This window comes from Hyphomicrobium sp., assembly GCF_036262015.1.
In the GTDB taxonomy this organism is placed as follows: domain Bacteria; phylum Pseudomonadota; class Alphaproteobacteria; order Rhizobiales; family Hyphomicrobiaceae; genus Hyphomicrobium_C.
In genome coordinates this window covers 122,057-137,431 of sequence record NZ_DATAJR010000009.1, presented here as the reverse complement: position 1 = coordinate 137,431, position 15,375 = coordinate 122,057, and the positions used below count along the sequence as shown (strand labels likewise).

Sequence of the window (15,375 nt, the reverse complement as noted above, 5' to 3'; positions counted from 1 at the left end):
GCGCCACCGGACAGGGGGATCGAAGCCCCCACCCAGGAGCCCGCCCGCTCGCAAAAAAACCTCCACGTCACTTGCCGATACGGGCGTGACGACACACGAAAACGTCTACAGAGGATTGCGCAACCGCATCCTCTTCGGAGGTGTACCACCAGGCAGCGCAGTCACATTACGCGGCTTAGCCGAAGACATGGGCGTGAGCCCAATGCCAATCCGCGAGGCCGTACGCAGACTGATTGCCGAACGCGCATTGAAGATGCAGGACAACCGCCGCGTCGTCGTTCCACCGATGACTCAGGACACGTTCGAACAGATCGTGTTCTCGCGAAAAATGCTGGAACCAGAGCTCGCAGTGCGCGCAATGGATCGCATCGGCCCCGCTGAAATTCGCGAAATCGCAGCAATCGACAAGACGATCGACCGGGCCATGGCAATGGGCGATGTCGACGCATACATGCAGAACAATTTCCGCTTCCACTTCGCCATCTACCAGCGGGCGCACTGCGATACACTGATGGCACTCGTCGAGAGCATATGGCTCCAGTTCGGTCCGTTCATGCGCATGGCCTATGGCCGTATCGGCACGTCGACCCTCGAGGATCACCACCAGGCGGCCATTGCTGCTTTGGAGCGCGGCGACCGTAAGGCCCTCCGCGCAGCTATTGCTGCCGATATCGGACAGGGGATGAATTTTATCGGCGAGGCCGTCTTGAAACTATCGACCTAAGGACTTGAAGTCCAAGGGGCTCAGGGCAGATCACACCCTTGGCATAACGGGGCAGCTTGAGTTTTGGTGCCTTTTGTGATCACATTATCGCCCGACGCAAACTCCGGGCACGGCAACATGTCGGTTGTCAGGCAGCACTCCTGCGGAGGGTGACTGCAGCATTCGAGCCCGCAAGAGCTAAGGTGTACTATGTCAGCCGACAATGGCACGATGGCAAATCTGACTGGTGAGACGTTTAGCGTCGGCACTGAGCCAGAGCATTTGCGTGCCTGGCTAAGCCATCATCGCATCGAGGAGATCGACTGCGCCGTGCCGGACATCGCCGGCGTCGCGCGCGGCAAGACGATGCCCGCCGAAAAATTCGTCAAGCTCGACGCGGTCCATCTGCCCATCTCGATTTTTCATCAAACCATCACCGGCGACTACGTCGGCTTCGAGGAGGACGGACAGGCGCTCTACGCAGAGAGCGACCTCATGATGGTCCCCGATCTCACGACGATCCGCCCGGCCCCGTGGGCCTCGAGCCCCACTGCTCAGGTCATTCACAACGCCATGTGGCAGAACGGCGAGCCGGTCGAGATCGCGCCGCGCTCCGTGCTTAAGCGCGTGCTCGATCTCTACAGCAAGGAAGGCTGGGTCCCCGTCGTTGCGCCGGAACTGGAATTCTATCTGACGAAAACCAACCCCGATCCTGACTATCCGCTGGAGCCGCCGACAGGTCGCTCAGGTCGCGCGGGTGCGGGACGTCAGGCCTACAGCCTTGGCGCCGTCGACGAATACGACAAGATCGTTGACGACATCTACGACTATGCCGAACGCCAGTACCTGAAGATCGATACGATCATTCAGGAAGGCGGCGCAGCTCAGCTCGAAATCAACCTTCTGCATGGCGATCCGATCGATCTCGCAGACCAGGTTTTCCTGTTCAAGCGCACGATCCGTGAAGCCGCCTTTACGCACAACTGCTACGCCACGTTCATGGCCAAGCCGCTCGCGAACGAGCCCGGCAGCGCCATGCACGTGCATCAGAGCGTGGTCGATGCAAAAACGGGCCGCAACATCTTCACCGACGAGAATGGCGGACCGACCAAGCTGTTCTACAGCTTCCTCGCCGGGCAGCAGCGCTATCTGCCGCCGGCCACATGCTTGCTTGCGCCCTATGTGAATTCCTATCGACGCCTCGTTCCTGGAGGAGCTGCACCGATCAACGTCGAGTGGGGCCACGACAATCGTTCCGCGGGCCTGCGCGTGCCATTCTCACCTCCCGCCGCGCGGCGCGTCGAGAACCGCCTCGCCGGATCGGACACCAACCCCTACATCGCCATCGCCGCCAGTTTGGCTTGCGGCTATCTCGGCATGAAACAACAGCTGGAACCGCGCCAACCGGTGGTCGGCAACGCCTACCGCAATGATCACCAGCTTCCGCGCGGTCTCTTGGAAGCGCTGACCGAATTCGAAGACAGCACGGAGTTGCATGAGATCCTCGGCAAGCGCTTCTCACACGTTTACCTTTCTCTGAAGCGCAGCGAGTTCGAGGAATTCATGCGCGTCATTAGCCCGTGGGAGCGCGAGCATCTGTTGCTCAGCGTCTAAATGGCGTTAGATGGACTGCGGTAGCCCCGCGCGGGCAGGAACCGAGGAACGACAAGCGTGATGCCGTTCGGCACAGTATCGAGAACGCGAAAGGCGGAGCTGCTGGTGCTCTGCGCCCGCATCGGATTCACGCCCCCTATCCCGGTTTGAGCCGCAAGCCAATGGCGCGGCGCACGTGATTTGCACTTTGAAATCCGGCCATGTCCGGCAGCAAACACGATCCCTTCGAGCCCCCCGCTCTCACTGGAGACGACCCATGTCGAAAGCCCAACTAAAGAACAGCACCACCGAATGGCGCGACCTCGACGCCCTGCACCATCTGCACCCCTTCACCAACCACAAGTCTTTGCGCGGCAGTGGCACCCGGGTGATCGTGAAAGGCGAGGGACCCTACATCTGGGACAGCGAGGGGCACCGCATCCTGGACGGCATGGCCGGCCTCTGGACCACCAACGTCGGCTACGGCCGCGCTGAGCTCGCTGACGCCGCGCGCGACCAGATGATGGAACTGCCGTTCTACAACACCTTCTTCAAGACCACGCACCCCCCCGTCGTGGCGCTGTCGAAGAAGCTCGCCGAGATCACGCCATCCAACATCAACCAGGTGTTCTACGGCTCGTCCGGCTCGGAATCGAACGACACGGCCATCCGCCTGATCCGGCACTACTGGGCGCTCAAGGGCGAACCCAAGCGCCGCATCATCATCAGCCGCAATCAGGCCTACCACGGCTCGACGATCGCCGCGGGCTCCATGGGCGGCATGTCTCACGTTCATCAGCACAGCTATCCGGTCTACGAAGGCTTCCGCCACATCATCGACCCATACTGGTTCGGCGAGGGTCGCGACGGCGAAAGCCTCGAAGCCTTCGGCCTGCGCGCGGCACAGGCGCTCGAGGACGAGATCCTGGCCGTTGGCCCCGAGAACGTCGCAGCCTTCGCAGCTGAGCCCGTGCAGGGCGCGGGCGGTGTGAAAATCCCGCCGGCTTCCTACTGGCCCGCGGTTCAAAAGATCATCGACAAGTACGGCATCCTCTTCCTGGCTGACGAGGTCATCACCGGTTTCGGCCGCGTCGGTGAGTGGTTCGCCTCCCAACACTACGGGATCAAGCCGAACCTCATCACGTTCGCCAAGGCGGCCACGTCCGGCTACATCCCGCTCTCGGGCCTGTTGATCGATGACAAGATCGTCGAGGCGCTGATGGGCCACGACGACGATTTCAACCACGGCTACACGTTCTCCGGCCATCCCGTGGCTTGCGCCGTGGCGCTCAAAAATCTCGAAATCATGGAGCGCGAGAAACTTGTCCCGCGCGTCAAGGAGTACAGCGGTCCGGCCCTCGCCAAGATGCTCGCCAAATTCAAGGACCACCCGCTTGTCGGCGAAGTCCGCTCCGTCGGCATGCTCGGCGCCATAGAGCTGGTGGCCGACAAGCGCACGCGCCGCCGCTTCGACAACCCTGGCCGCGTCGGCCTCATCTGCCGCGACCACTTCTTCCGTGAGGGCTTCATCATGCGGGCCGTGTTCGACACCATGGTCTGCGCGCCGCCGCTCATTTGGGGCGACGAGCAGTTTGCGGAAGCCGAGCGCGTCATCAAGAAAGCGCTCGACCAGACGCTTAGCGACGTCGCCGGAGAAATCGCTGCATGAGCCGACCCATCGTCATTGTTCCGTCCTGCACCAAGCTCATCGATGGCCATGCCTTCGATGCGGTGGGCCGGAAATACTCGTCGGCCGTGGCCGAGGTCGCGGAGTGCCAGCCCTTGCTGGCACCCCTTGGCCCGAGCATGGCCGACATGGGGGCTCTCCTCGAAATCGCCGATGGTATCCTGCTCTCGGGTTCACTCTCGAACGTGCATCCAAGCCTCTATGGCCTCGACGAGCCGCCGCTCAACGAGAACGCGCTCGATCCCGCACGAGATGACCTCACGCTGCCTCTGATCCGCGAAGCCTTGAAGCGAAAGCTGCCGACGTTCGCCATCTGCCGCGGTTTCCAAGAACTCAACGTCGCTCTCGGCGGCACGCTCGATCAGGCCGTGCACACGATCGAAGGCCGTCACGACCACCGCGAGCGCTCCGACGTGCCGCTCGACGACCGCTTCGGTCCCGCCCATCCTGTGCACCTCACCGGCACACTCAAAGACTGGGTCGGCAAAGACGAGATCATCGTCAACTCGCTGCACTGGCAGGGCATCCAGCGCCTCGCCGCGCCGCTCACCGCCGAAGCCTTCGCCAAAGACGGCCTGGTCGAAGCCGTGCGCGGCCCATCCGATCATCCCTTCATGCTCGGCGTGCAGTGGCACCCCGAGTGGCAGGCTAAGAGCAACACCGTCTCCATCGAGCTGTTCCGTCGCTTCGGCGACGCGGCCAGAAACATCGCAACCGGTTCCACATCATGAACAACGCGTCTCTCAATATCGAAGAGGCCAAGGCTTTTCTCGCAGCCAATCCAACCGTGCAATGGATCGACGCCTTCGTGCTCGACATGAACGGCCATCCGCGCGGCAAGCGTCTGCGCCGCGACGACCTTATGGGCGTCGCCAAGAGCGGCATGATGCTTCCGGCATCTGTGTTCATCATGGATCCGCGCGGAAACTGCATCGCGGAAACCGGCCGTCTCTGGTCAACCGGCGACCCCGACTACAACTTCCGCATCCTCTCCGGAACGCTGAAGGCTGTTCCGGTCGACGGCACTCGCTTCGCACAAGCTGTCATCGTTCCTGAGAAGGACGACCCGCTCGATCCGCGTTATGTGCTGAGGAAGCAGGTCGAGCGCTTCAAAGCCGCTGGCCATACACCTGTCGCCGCCGTCGAACTCGAATATTACGTCACGATGCCCGGCCCCGATGGGCAATTCACGCTCGAAGCCCCTCCCGGCGTCTCGCGCGAAACCGACATCCCGCTGACGTTCCAGTTCGAAGACCTGGACGCGCTTCAGGCATTCAACGACGACATCTATCGCATCGCAGAGGCCCAGGGGCTTCCTGTCGACGCGTTGACACAGGAGAGCGGGCCTTCCCAGTTCGAGATCAATCTCAAGCACACCGCCGATGTGGTGCAAGGCGCCTTGGACGGGCTGCTTCTGAAGCGGGCTATCAAGGCTGCCGCGCGCGCGCGCGGCCTCAACGCCACCTTCATGGCCAAGCCGCACCACGAGTGGGCCGGCTCCGGCATGCACATCCACATGAGCCTGCTCGACAAGGGCGGCGCGAACGTCTTCGCTGGCGAGCCGATCTCGCCAGTGTTCCGCAACGTGCTCGGCGGCCTGCGCGAGACCATGGGCGACTTCATGGCCATCTGGGCCCAGTCCGCCAACGCCTACCGCCGCTACGTACCGGAATCGTACGTGTCGATGGCACCGCATTGGGGCTTCAACAACCGCACAGTGGCCTTGCGCATTCCCGATCAGATGGGACCAGGAACGCGCGTCGAGCACCGCGTTGCAGGAGCCGATGCCAATCCTTATCTGGTGATCGCATCCATTCTTGCGGGTGCGGCCCACGGCATGGCCAAGAAGGTCGATCCCGGTCCCGAGGTCAAAGGCAACAGCGAAGAACTCGATGCGCCAGGCCTGCCGACGGTCTGGGCAAACGCGCTGGAGAAGTTCGAGCACTCACCCATCGTGCGCGACGCATTCGGCGCGGACTTCCAGCACGTCTACACGCGGCTGAAAAGTGCCGAACGAACAAACTTCGAGCGCGTCGTCACCTCGCTCGACCACCTTTGGTACGCTCAAGTTGCATGAGGCATAGATCATGACCTCACTCGCACATTTCGAGAAAGTCGCCGGAGCCCTCGCGCTTCCGGGCAAGGCCATCATTGCCGGACACAAGGTGTCCGCCGTCAGCGGCATCACGTTCGACAACGTCTCGCCACGCGACGGCCGCGTGCTCAACCAAGTCGCGGCCGGCGCGGAAGCCGACATCAACATTGCCGTAGAAACCGCCCGCACGGCCTTCAATGACGGCCGCTGGCGCAAACTCTCCTACAGGGACAAGAAGCGGATCCTCTTCAAGCTCGCCGACATCATGGAGCGCGAGACGGAGACGCTCGCCGTGCTCGAAAGCCTCGATGTCGGCAAGCCGATCGCCAACGCCCTGAACGGCGATGTCCCACAGGCAATCCGCACGCTGCGCTACTACGCAGAGGCCCTCGACAAGATTTACGGCGAGGTCGGGCCCGAGACGCAGGATCGCTTCTCGTTTGCCGTGCACGAGCCGCTGGGCGTGATCGGCGCCATCGTGCCATGGAACTTCCCGCTCCACATGGCCATGTGGAAGGTTGCGCCCGCGCTGGCGATGGGCAATTCCGTCGTTCTGAAGCCGGCCGAGCAATCGCCTCTCACCGCCCTGAAGCTCGGCGAGCTGGCGCTTGAAGCGGGCCTTCCGCCCGGCGTCCTTAACGTCGTGCCTGGCATAGGCGGCGAAGCAGGCAAAGCCCTCGCACTCCACAACGACGTCGACATGATCGCCTTCACGGGCTCGGGCGCCGTCGGCCGACTGCTGATGCAGTACTCCGGGCAGAGCAACCTGAAGCGCGTCAGCCTCGAGCTCGGCGGCAAGTCCCCGCACATTATTTTCGCCGATTGCCCGGACCTTGAAACCGCGGCCACACATGCCGCTTGGGGCATCTTCTACAATCAAGGCGAAGTCTGCACGGCGGCGTCCCGCCTGCTCGTCCACGAGAGCATTGCCGACGCCTTCGTCGACAAGCTTCTTCACGTAGCAAAGGACATCGCGGCCGGCGATCCGCTGAACCCCTCCACGGTGTTCGGCGCCATGGTCTCCTCCGAGCAGATGAAAACGGCGCTCCGCTACATCGAAACGGCGAACAAGGAAGGCGGCGCGCTCCGCCTGGGCGGCAATCGCACCCGCATCGAGAGCGGCGGCTACTACGTCGAGCCCACCGTGTTCGATCACATCGCCCCGACAGCAACACTATCGCGTGAAGAGGTCTTCGGCCCTGTACTCGCCATCACGCGGTTTACGGAGGTAGACGAAGCCCTTCGCCTCGCAAACGACACGCCCTACGGTCTCGCTGCAGGCCTCTGGACTCGCGACGTGAGCCTCGCGCATCGCGCCGCCCGCGAGATCAAGGCCGGGCTCGTTTGGGTCAACGGCTGGGACAGCTGCGATATCACGATGCCCTTCGGCGGCTTCAAGCAATCTGGCTTCGGCCGTGATCGCTCACTGCACGCTCTACACAAATACGCCGACCTGAAGTCGGTCTCCATCACACTCCTCTAACGGTGAACACAATGAACGTCTCTCCTCCCCGGTACCCCAACGCAGCGCTCATCGGCGGCCAGTGGGTCACCGGAGCGGAAACGTTCTCAGTGATCGATCCTGCAACCGGAACCGAGATCGCCCGCGTCCCGAACCTCGGCGCCTCCGAGACGACACAAGCCATCGACGCTGCCGAGAAGGCGCTTCCGGCCTGGTCGAAGAAGACCGCAAAGGAGCGCGCGCAGATCCTGAAACGCTGGTTCGATCTCGTCATCGCCGACACCGAGCCTCTCGCACAGCTCATGACCGCCGAGCAGGGCAAGCCCCTGACCGAGTCCCGCGGCGAAGTCGCCTACGGCGCCTCCTTCATCGAGTGGTTCGCCGAGGAAGGAAAACGCGCCTACGGCCGCACGATTCCGACCACCATGGCAGGCAAGCGCTACATCACGATCAAGCAGCCGGTCGGCGTGATCGCGGCCATCGCCCCGTGGAACTTCCCGATTGCCATGATCACGCGCAAGGTTGCACCCGCCCTTGCAGCGGGATGCACCGTCGTCGTCAAACCGGCCGAGGATACGCCGCTCTGCGCGCTCGCGATGGCCAAACTCGCACTTGATGCAGGTGTGCCGCCCGGCGTCTTCAACGTCGTGACGACCATGCAGGCCCCCGCCGTCGGCAAGGTGCTTTGCGAGGATCCTCGCGTTCGCAAGCTGTCGTTCACCGGCTCGACCGAGGTCGGCAAGATCCTCTATCGCCAATGCGCCGGCACCGTGAAAAAGCTCACGCTCGAGCTTGGCGGTAACGCTCCGCTCCTCGTCTTCGACGACGCCGATCTTTCACAGGCCGTTGCCGGCGCCATGGCATCCAAATACCGCAACGCGGGCCAGACATGCGTTTGCGCCAACCGCATCTTTGTGCAGTCCGGCATCTACGACCGCTTCGCCGAAGCGCTCGCCGCCGAAGTAAAAAAACTCAAGGTCGGTCCTGGCCGTGAGGCGGGCGTCGCCATCGGCCCGCTCATCAACGCGGACGCGATCAAGAAAGTCGAAAAACTGGTCGGCGATGCCGTCGGCAAGGGCGCCAAGGCCATCGTCGGCGGCAAAGCGGCTGACGCCGGCCCGCTCTTCTATCAGCCGTCGGTGCTCACGGGTGTCACATCCGACATGACCATCGTGCACGAAGAGATCTTCGGCCCCGTCGCGGCACTGATCCGCTTCGAGACGGAGGACGAAGCCGTGAAGATGGCCAACGACACACCGTTCGGCCTCGCCGCCTATCTCTTCAGCCAAAACATCGGCCGTGCCTGGCGCGTCGCCGAACAGCTCGATGCCGGCATGGTCGGCGTGAACGAAGGCATCTTCTCGAACGAAACGGTGCCGTTCGGCGGCGTGAAAGAATCCGGTCTCGGCCGCGAGGGCGCAGCCGAAGGTTTGGACGAATACCTCGAACCGAAGTTCATCTGTCTTGGAGGGATCGCCTGATAACGAGGCAGTTCTTCCGAAGTAGCGACTACACTTTACGCACTTGGTTTTCACTGAGCGGGGCTAATGTAATCGACATAGTGACAACGGGGAGCAACCCATGGCGACTGATGTGTTCTCGAAGCTTAACGGTCGGGCCAACCGCCGTACGTTCCTAGCCGGTCTCGGCGCGGCAGCCGTCGGCTTTTCATTCTCTCGCACCGGCTTCGCTGCAGAGGAAAAGAAGCTCAACTTCTACAACTGGGACACTTACATCGGCGAAACGACGCTCGATACCTTCAAGGACAAGGCCGGTATCGGCGTCAACATGAGCCTCTTCGCCACCAACGACGAACTCTTCGCCAAGCTCCGCGCCGGAAACCCCGGCTACGACGTCATCGTCCCCGGTAGCGAATTCGTCGAGCGCATGGTTCAGGCAGATCTCCTCGTCCCGCTCGACCACTCCAAGATCCCGAACATCAAGAACGTCGCCCCCGAGTTCATCAGCGACGCCCCGTATGATCCGGGCCGCAAATTCAGCCTTCCCTACACCTGGCTCGTCATCGGCATCGGTTACCGCAAGAGCAAGGTGAAAGAGAAGCCCGACAGCTGGAAGGTTCTCTTCGACTCCGACCAGTACAAGGGCCGCATTTCCGTCATGTCGGATGCGAGCGAGCTCTACCGCCACGTGTTCAAGTATCTGGGCGAGTCCGCCAACAAACCGACACCCGAGTTGATCCGGCGCGCCGAAGCGATCCTCAAGAAGCAGAAGCCTTTCATCAAAGCCTTCCACGAGGACAACGGCCAGGACCTTCTCCTTTCGGGTGAAGTCGACGTTGTCATGGAATACAACGGCGACATCGCACAGATCATGTCCGAGGATGACGACATCGATTTCATCGTGCCCAAGGAAGGCGCGCTGAAGCAGTCGGATACGCTTGCCATTCCGAAGGGCGCCCCGCACCCTGAGAATGCGCACGCGTTCATCAACTTCCTGCTCGACGCCGAGGTCGGCAAGGAGATCTTCGAGACGATCAAGTTTCCGTCTCCGAATGCGGCCGCGACCGCGATCATGCCCGACGACTACAAGACAAACCCGGTCATCTTCCCGCCGGCGGATCTCGTCGCCAAGTGCGAATACCCGCAATATGCGGGAACGGAGATCACGCGTCTCCTGGATGAAAGCCTGACGCGCCTCCGCGCCGATTGAGCATCCGGAGACACGGGTCATGGCAGCGCATGAAGGATCAGATTCCCGGCTCGCGTTCTGGGTCACGGCACTGCCACCCCTTTTGTGGGTGGCAGTGTTCTTCCTCATTCCGCTCGGAGTGATCTGGGCCTACAGCTTCGGTCAAAATCTCGGACTGACCGGCGTCGAAATCAGCGGCACGTTCTCGAACTACGCGCGCGCCTTCGAACCGCTCTATCTGCAGATCTTCGCCAAGTCGATCTTCGTCGCAGGCCTCACGACACTCCTCTGCCTGATCATCGGATTTCCTGTCGCACTCGCAATCGTCTTCGCAAGCGAGAAGTGGCGGCCCTGGCTGCTGCTTCTCGTTATGCTACCGTTCTGGACCAACCTTCTGATCCGCACCTACGCGCTCATTGCCGTGCTGCGGACCGAAGGCTTCCTCAACAACGGCCTGGAAGGGGTCTGGAACGGGGCAAGCTGGCTGAAAGTGCTCGTCGGGCTCGAGCCGCTCGCACCCTACGAACCGCTTCAGCTGCTCTACAACAACTTCGCGGTCGTCTTCGGCCTCGTTTACGTCCACCTGCCGTTCATGGTGCTTCCACTCTATGCCGCGCTCGACCGCCTGGATCGATCTCTCATGGAGGCGAGCCTGGATCTCGGCGCCGGGCATTTGCGCACGCTCTTTTCGATCGTCGTTCCGCTCGCGCTGCCCGGCATCATCTCCGGCGTCATCATTACCTTCGTTCCCGCGCTCGGCGCCTACCTGACACCTGACCTTCTCGGCGGCCCGGACAGCCAGATGATCGCCAACGTCATCGAACGCCAGTTCAAGCGAGCCAACGACTGGCCCTTCGGGGCCGCCCTATCATTCCTGCTCATGTACGCCACCTTCATCGCCATCGCATTGCGCGCCTACCTGTCAAAAGGCAAAGCGGCCGACGCGGCGCATGGAATTTGAGGGCGCACATGAAACCCATCAAACCCATCAAGGATCGCCCAGCACCCCTCGAGTACAATCGCCGCTGGTCCATGCGACTGTGGTTGCTCGGCGTATTCGTCTTTCTCTACGCGCCGTTGATTGCCCTCGTGGCCTTCAGCTTCAACGACAGCAAGCGCAACATCGTCTGGCAGGGCTTCACCTTCAAATATTACGACAAGCTCTTCCGCAACGACGACTTGATGATCGCATTCGCGAACTCGATCACCATCGCCCTGGTCGCGACCCTCTTCTCGCTCGTGCTCGGCACGCTGGCTGCGGTCTTGCTCTGGCGTTTCCGCTTCCCCGGAAAGGCCGTGGTCGAAGGCACCTTCTCGCTACCGATCGTCGTGCCCGAGATCTGCATGGGTGTCGCCATGCTCGTTTTCTTCGCGACAGTCATTCCCTGGCCCAATGGCCTCCCGTGGCCCTTCAATCTCGGCTCGATCATCATCGCGCACGTCTCGTTCTGCTTCCCGTTCGTCGCCATGGTGGTGCGTGCCCGCCTCGTGAGCTTCAACAAGGAGCAAGAGGAAGCAGCACGCGATCTCGGCGCCAGCGAATGGCAGGCCTTCCGCGACGTCCTGATCCCCCACATACGCCCGGCGCTCATCGCCGGCGCGCTGCTCTCATTCACACTCTCTCTCGATGACTTCGTCATCACGTTCTTCACCTCGGGACCCGATACCGTGACATTCCCCGTCAAGGTCTACTCGATGGTGCGCTTCTCCGTGACGCCCGAAGTCAACGCCGCCTCCACCATGCTGATCGTGCTGACGGTCGTGCTGATGGTGATCGGCGCCCTGATGCAAAAATCGGCCCAGAAGAAAACCTGAGAAAAGAAGACGAGCTCCTGCGAGGATCGTGCTGTGAACGACGCAACGCCCACTCCGTTCAAATCCGAGCTGAAGCCCATCATCAGCTTCCGAAATATCGTGAAGAAATTCGGCTCCATGGTCGCTGTCGACGATGTGAGCCTCGACATTCATCCCGGCGAGTTCTTCGCGCTGCTCGGACCATCGGGCTGCGGGAAGACGACGCTGCTGCGCATGCTCGCCGGCCTCGAAGTCCCGACCGAGGGTGAGATCCTGATCGACGGCCAGGACATGCGCACCATCCCCGCCAATAAGCGACCCGTGAACATGGTGTTTCAGTCCTACGCCGTATTTCCGCACATGAGCGTCGCGGACAATGTCGCGTACGGCCTCAAGATCGACCGCGTCCCCGACGCCGAACGCAAGGTGCGCGTGCAGGAAGCGCTCGACCTCGTGCAGCTGGGCCAACTCGCCGCGCGCATGCCCGATCAGCTTTCGGGCGGCCAGCGCCAGCGCGTGGCCCTAGCACGCGCCCTCGTAAAACGGCCCAAGGTATTACTGCTCGACGAGCCGCTCTCCGCTCTCGACGCCAAGCTTCGCGAAGCGATGCGCTTTGAGCTTTCCCAGCTCCAGCAGAAGGTCGGCATCACATTCATCATGGTGACGCACGATCAGGACGAAGCGCTTGCCATTGCGTCGCGCATCGCCGTCATGAACAAAGGCTCCATCGCCCAGCTCGGCACACCGTCCGATCTCTATGAGTTTCCCGCGTCACGCTTCGTCGCGGACTTCATTGGCTCTGTGAACATGTTCGAAGGTACGCTTGTAAAGGACGAGCCCGACGAAGCCGTCGTCACGTGCCCCGAGCTTGCGCCCCATCCCGTGCACTTGCCGCACGCCGTACCCGGCAAAGTCGATACGCCGGTCTGGGTCGCCATCCGGCCGGAGAAGATCACCCTGCACAAGAACTCGGAGGCGCCCCCTGCACCGGCTGAATGTCCGGCCGGCCACAACATCGCCAAGGGCATCATCCGCGAGATCTCGTATCTCGGCGACACATCGATCTTTCACGTCGAGACCGGAAAGGGAAATCTGATCCGTGTCTCCCGTCCCAATCGCTCCCGCTGGGATCAGGAAAACTTCGATTGGAAGGAGCCTGTGTGGGTCAGCTGGGCCGGCTCGAGCCCTGTCGTTCTCTTATCTTAGCGGATCACATGAACGGCGGCGTGCACGCACTGACGATGATCGCGGCGGACTTCCCGACATTGCGAAACCGATGCGGCGTCATACTTTCGAAATAGTAGGCGTCCCCCGGCCCCAACACGCGCCGCTGATCGCCGACCGTGACCTCGACTTCTCCCGCAATCACGAGACCACCCTCCTCGCCGCGGTGCGTGAGCATGGTGACGCCCGTATCGCCGCCGGGCGCATAGACCTCGTGCAGGATTTGCAGCGCCTTCTCCGGACGCTCACCCGCGACGACAGCAAAACGCACCTTGCCTTCCGTGAGCGCGACGAGTTCGTCCTTCATGTAGAACACGCGCGGCATCTCGGGCAGCTCGATCGAGAAGAACTCTGCGAAGCTCAAACCCAGCGCATCCGTCAGTCGGTTGAGCGTCGCCACCGACGGGCTGTGCTTGTTCTGCTCGATCATGCTGATCATGCCGTTGGTCACGCCGGCCTTGGAGGCGAGATCACGCTGCGTGAGGCCGCTCTTGATTCGTTGCGCCTTAAGACGCGCCCCGACATCGATCGCCGTGCGTCCGGCTTCAGCACTTTTGGCCCGCTTGCGTCGTGCCATGTCGCTTGCTCCTCGGGAACTCGTCGCCGCCAGATTTTCAGCGCGCCAACAGCTATCACAGCCTGACAAATTTGGCGACAAATACTGATTAGTTTTTTGATCAACAGAACAAATCAGAGCAATTTATGCCGCAAATTGCGCCGCTTGAACGCGTCATGCCCCTGGAGTACGGTGCACAGCTGAGATCAAAGTATTGAGCAACGCCCCACGCGCGACACGCGCGCAAATCCGGCGTTCAACAAGAGGGAAAGGCGAGTTTCATGGCGACTTCAGCCGAGCTTCACGCACGTCGCATGGCCGCTGTTCCGCGCGGAATCGGACATGCCACGCAGATCTACGCCAAGCGCGCCAAGAACGCCGAGATCTGGAGTGAGGACGGCAAGCGCTACATCGACTTCGGCGCCGGCATTGCCGTCGTCAACACCGGCCATCAGCATCCGCGTATCCTGGCTGCCATCGAAGAGCAGATGAAGTCGTTCAGCCACGTCTGCTTCCAGGTGACGCCGCACGAGAACTACGTCTCACTCGCGGAGCGACTGAACGCGATTGCTCCGGTCAGCGGACCCGCCAAGACCATGCTCGCTTCGACAGGCGCTGAAGCGGTCGAGAACGCCGTCAAGGTCGCGCGCTTCTTCACGGGCCGCCCCGGCATCATTTCCTTTTCGGGCGGCTTCCACGGGCGTACCCACATGGGCATGGCCCTCACTGGCAAGGCGGTTCCCTATAAGAAGGGCTTCGGCCCCTTCCCGGCCGACATCTACAACGTCGCCTTCCCGAACCTCTATCACGGCACGTCGAGCGCCGAGAGCATCAAGGCGCTGAAAGCCATCTTCAAGTATCAAGCCGATCCCTCGACCATCGCCGGCATCATCATCGAGCCCGTGCAGGGCGAAGGCGGGTTCAACATCGCGCCCACAGACTTCCTCCAGGCCCTGCGCGCGGTGTGCGACGAGCACGGCATCGTGCTGATCGCAGACGAAATCCAGACCGGCTTCGCGCGCACGGGCAAGATGTTCGGACTCGAGCATTCCGGGGTGAAGGCCGACGTGGTGACCATGGCCAAGGGACTCGCGGGAGGCCTGCCGCTCTCCGCGATCACCGGTCGCGCCGACATCATGGATGCGTCGAACCCCGGCGGCCTCGGCGGCACCTATGCCGGCAACCCGATTGCCTGCGCTGCAGCCCACACCGTCCTCGATATCATCAAGGACGAGGATCTCTGCGCGCGCGCCAACGCCATCGGCGACATCATCCAGACGCGCTGCCGTGAGTTGGCGGGCCGCTCCAACCTTAACTGCATCGGCGACGTGCGTGGCCTTGGCGCCATGTGCGCAGTCGAGTTCGTCAAGGACACGAACAGCGGCGAGCCCGCACCCGAGCTTACGGCACAGGTTCTCAAATCCGGAAACGAGCGCGGCCTGATCCTGCTCTCCTGCGGAACCTACGGAAACGTGATTCGCTTCCTTCCTCCTTTGACCGCGAGCGACTCGTTGATCAAGGAAGGCATGGACGTTTTCGAGGCCAGCCTCACGGAAGCCGTCAGCAAGCTTCAGTAGTACGCAATCCACCCGCGAACCCGAGCCAAGGGAAG

13 protein-coding genes are annotated in these 15,375 nt (G+C 61.9%); 12 read left to right on the top strand and 1 reads right to left on the bottom strand.

Annotated features, from left to right (window positions below):
* Window positions 1-85 precede the first annotated feature (85 nt).
* The 11 genes from VHO05_RS16195 (at window position 86) to VHO05_RS16145 (ending at window position 13,189) form a co-directional block, all read left to right on the top strand.
* Window positions 86-724, top strand: coding sequence for a GntR family transcriptional regulator (locus tag VHO05_RS16195; RefSeq protein WP_329647652.1), 639 nt, complete (start codon window positions 86-88; stop codon window positions 722-724).
* 189 nt (window positions 725-913) lie between these two features.
* Window positions 914-2,317, top strand: a complete 1,404-nt coding sequence (locus VHO05_RS16190; protein WP_329647651.1) for a glutamine synthetase family protein — start codon at window positions 914-916, stop codon at window positions 2,315-2,317.
* Window positions 2,318-2,573: 256 nt separating this feature from the next.
* Complete coding sequence (locus VHO05_RS16185; protein ID WP_329647650.1) at window positions 2,574-3,965, top strand: aspartate aminotransferase family protein; 1,392 nt, start codon at window positions 2,574-2,576, stop codon at window positions 3,963-3,965.
* Window positions 3,962-4,714: a gamma-glutamyl-gamma-aminobutyrate hydrolase family protein gene (locus VHO05_RS16180; RefSeq protein WP_329647649.1), complete on the top strand. Its 753-nt coding sequence runs from the start codon at window positions 3,962-3,964 to the stop codon at window positions 4,712-4,714. The genes VHO05_RS16185 and VHO05_RS16180 overlap by 4 nt, the downstream gene beginning before the upstream one ends.
* Window positions 4,711-6,060: a glutamine synthetase family protein gene (locus VHO05_RS16175; RefSeq protein WP_329647648.1), complete on the top strand. Its 1,350-nt coding sequence runs from the start codon at window positions 4,711-4,713 to the stop codon at window positions 6,058-6,060. Before VHO05_RS16180 ends, VHO05_RS16175 begins: the two co-directional genes overlap by 4 nt.
* 10 nt (window positions 6,061-6,070) lie before the next feature.
* Window positions 6,071-7,561, top strand: coding sequence for an aldehyde dehydrogenase (locus VHO05_RS16170; protein WP_329647647.1), 1,491 nt, complete (start codon window positions 6,071-6,073; stop codon window positions 7,559-7,561).
* Window positions 7,562-7,572: 11 nt separating this feature from the next.
* Window positions 7,573-9,021 (top strand): NAD-dependent succinate-semialdehyde dehydrogenase, encoded by a 1,449-nt coding sequence (locus tag VHO05_RS16165; protein WP_329647646.1) that lies wholly within the window; start codon window positions 7,573-7,575, stop codon window positions 9,019-9,021.
* Between the two features lie 100 nt (window positions 9,022-9,121).
* Window positions 9,122-10,210, top strand: coding sequence for a spermidine/putrescine ABC transporter substrate-binding protein (locus tag VHO05_RS16160; protein ID WP_329647645.1), 1,089 nt, complete (start codon window positions 9,122-9,124; stop codon window positions 10,208-10,210).
* A 19-nt stretch (window positions 10,211-10,229) separates the two neighbouring features.
* On the top strand, window positions 10,230-11,150 hold the full coding sequence (locus VHO05_RS16155; RefSeq protein WP_329647644.1) for an ABC transporter permease: 921 nt from the start codon (window positions 10,230-10,232) through the stop codon (window positions 11,148-11,150).
* 8 nt (window positions 11,151-11,158) lie between these two features.
* Entirely contained in the window at window positions 11,159-12,004 is an 846-nt protein-coding gene (locus VHO05_RS16150) for an ABC transporter permease (protein WP_329647643.1), read from the top strand.
* A 117-nt stretch (window positions 12,005-12,121) separates the two neighbouring features.
* On the top strand, window positions 12,122-13,189 hold the full coding sequence (locus tag VHO05_RS16145; RefSeq protein WP_329648183.1) for an ABC transporter ATP-binding protein: 1,068 nt from the start codon (window positions 12,122-12,124) through the stop codon (window positions 13,187-13,189).
* A gap of 4 nt (window positions 13,190-13,193) precedes the next feature.
* Here VHO05_RS16145 and VHO05_RS16140 read toward each other — a convergent pair whose 3' ends face one another.
* Window positions 13,194-13,784, bottom strand: a complete 591-nt coding sequence (locus VHO05_RS16140; RefSeq protein WP_329647642.1) for a cupin domain-containing protein — start codon at window positions 13,782-13,784, stop codon at window positions 13,194-13,196.
* A gap of 260 nt (window positions 13,785-14,044) precedes the next feature.
* On the opposite strand from VHO05_RS16140, the gene gabT reads away from it, so the two are divergent.
* Window positions 14,045-15,340, top strand: a complete 1,296-nt coding sequence (gene gabT / locus VHO05_RS16135) for a 4-aminobutyrate--2-oxoglutarate transaminase (RefSeq protein ID WP_329647641.1) — start codon at window positions 14,045-14,047, stop codon at window positions 15,338-15,340.
* The last annotated feature ends 35 nt before the right edge of the window (window positions 15,341-15,375 follow it).

Coding starts and splice junctions, on each gene's coding strand:
- VHO05_RS16140 (WP_329647642.1), bottom strand. CDS start 13,784: ATGGCACGACGCAAGCGGGCCAAAAGTGCTGAAGCCGGACGCACGGCG.
- VHO05_RS16155 (WP_329647644.1), top strand. CDS start 10,230: ATGGCAGCGCATGAAGGATCAGATTCCCGGCTCGCGTTCTGGGTCACG.
- gabT (WP_329647641.1), top strand. CDS start 14,045: ATGGCGACTTCAGCCGAGCTTCACGCACGTCGCATGGCCGCTGTTCCG.
- VHO05_RS16180 (WP_329647649.1), top strand. CDS start 3,962: ATGAGCCGACCCATCGTCATTGTTCCGTCCTGCACCAAGCTCATCGAT.
- VHO05_RS16170 (WP_329647647.1), top strand. CDS start 6,071: ATGACCTCACTCGCACATTTCGAGAAAGTCGCCGGAGCCCTCGCGCTT.
- VHO05_RS16145 (WP_329648183.1), top strand. CDS start 12,122: ATGGTCGCTGTCGACGATGTGAGCCTCGACATTCATCCCGGCGAGTTC.
- VHO05_RS16190 (WP_329647651.1), top strand. CDS start 914: ATGTCAGCCGACAATGGCACGATGGCAAATCTGACTGGTGAGACGTTT.
- VHO05_RS16175 (WP_329647648.1), top strand. CDS start 4,711: ATGAACAACGCGTCTCTCAATATCGAAGAGGCCAAGGCTTTTCTCGCA.
- VHO05_RS16160 (WP_329647645.1), top strand. CDS start 9,122: ATGGCGACTGATGTGTTCTCGAAGCTTAACGGTCGGGCCAACCGCCGT.
- VHO05_RS16165 (WP_329647646.1), top strand. CDS start 7,573: ATGAACGTCTCTCCTCCCCGGTACCCCAACGCAGCGCTCATCGGCGGC.
- VHO05_RS16185 (WP_329647650.1), top strand. CDS start 2,574: ATGTCGAAAGCCCAACTAAAGAACAGCACCACCGAATGGCGCGACCTC.
- VHO05_RS16150 (WP_329647643.1), top strand. CDS start 11,159: ATGAAACCCATCAAACCCATCAAGGATCGCCCAGCACCCCTCGAGTAC.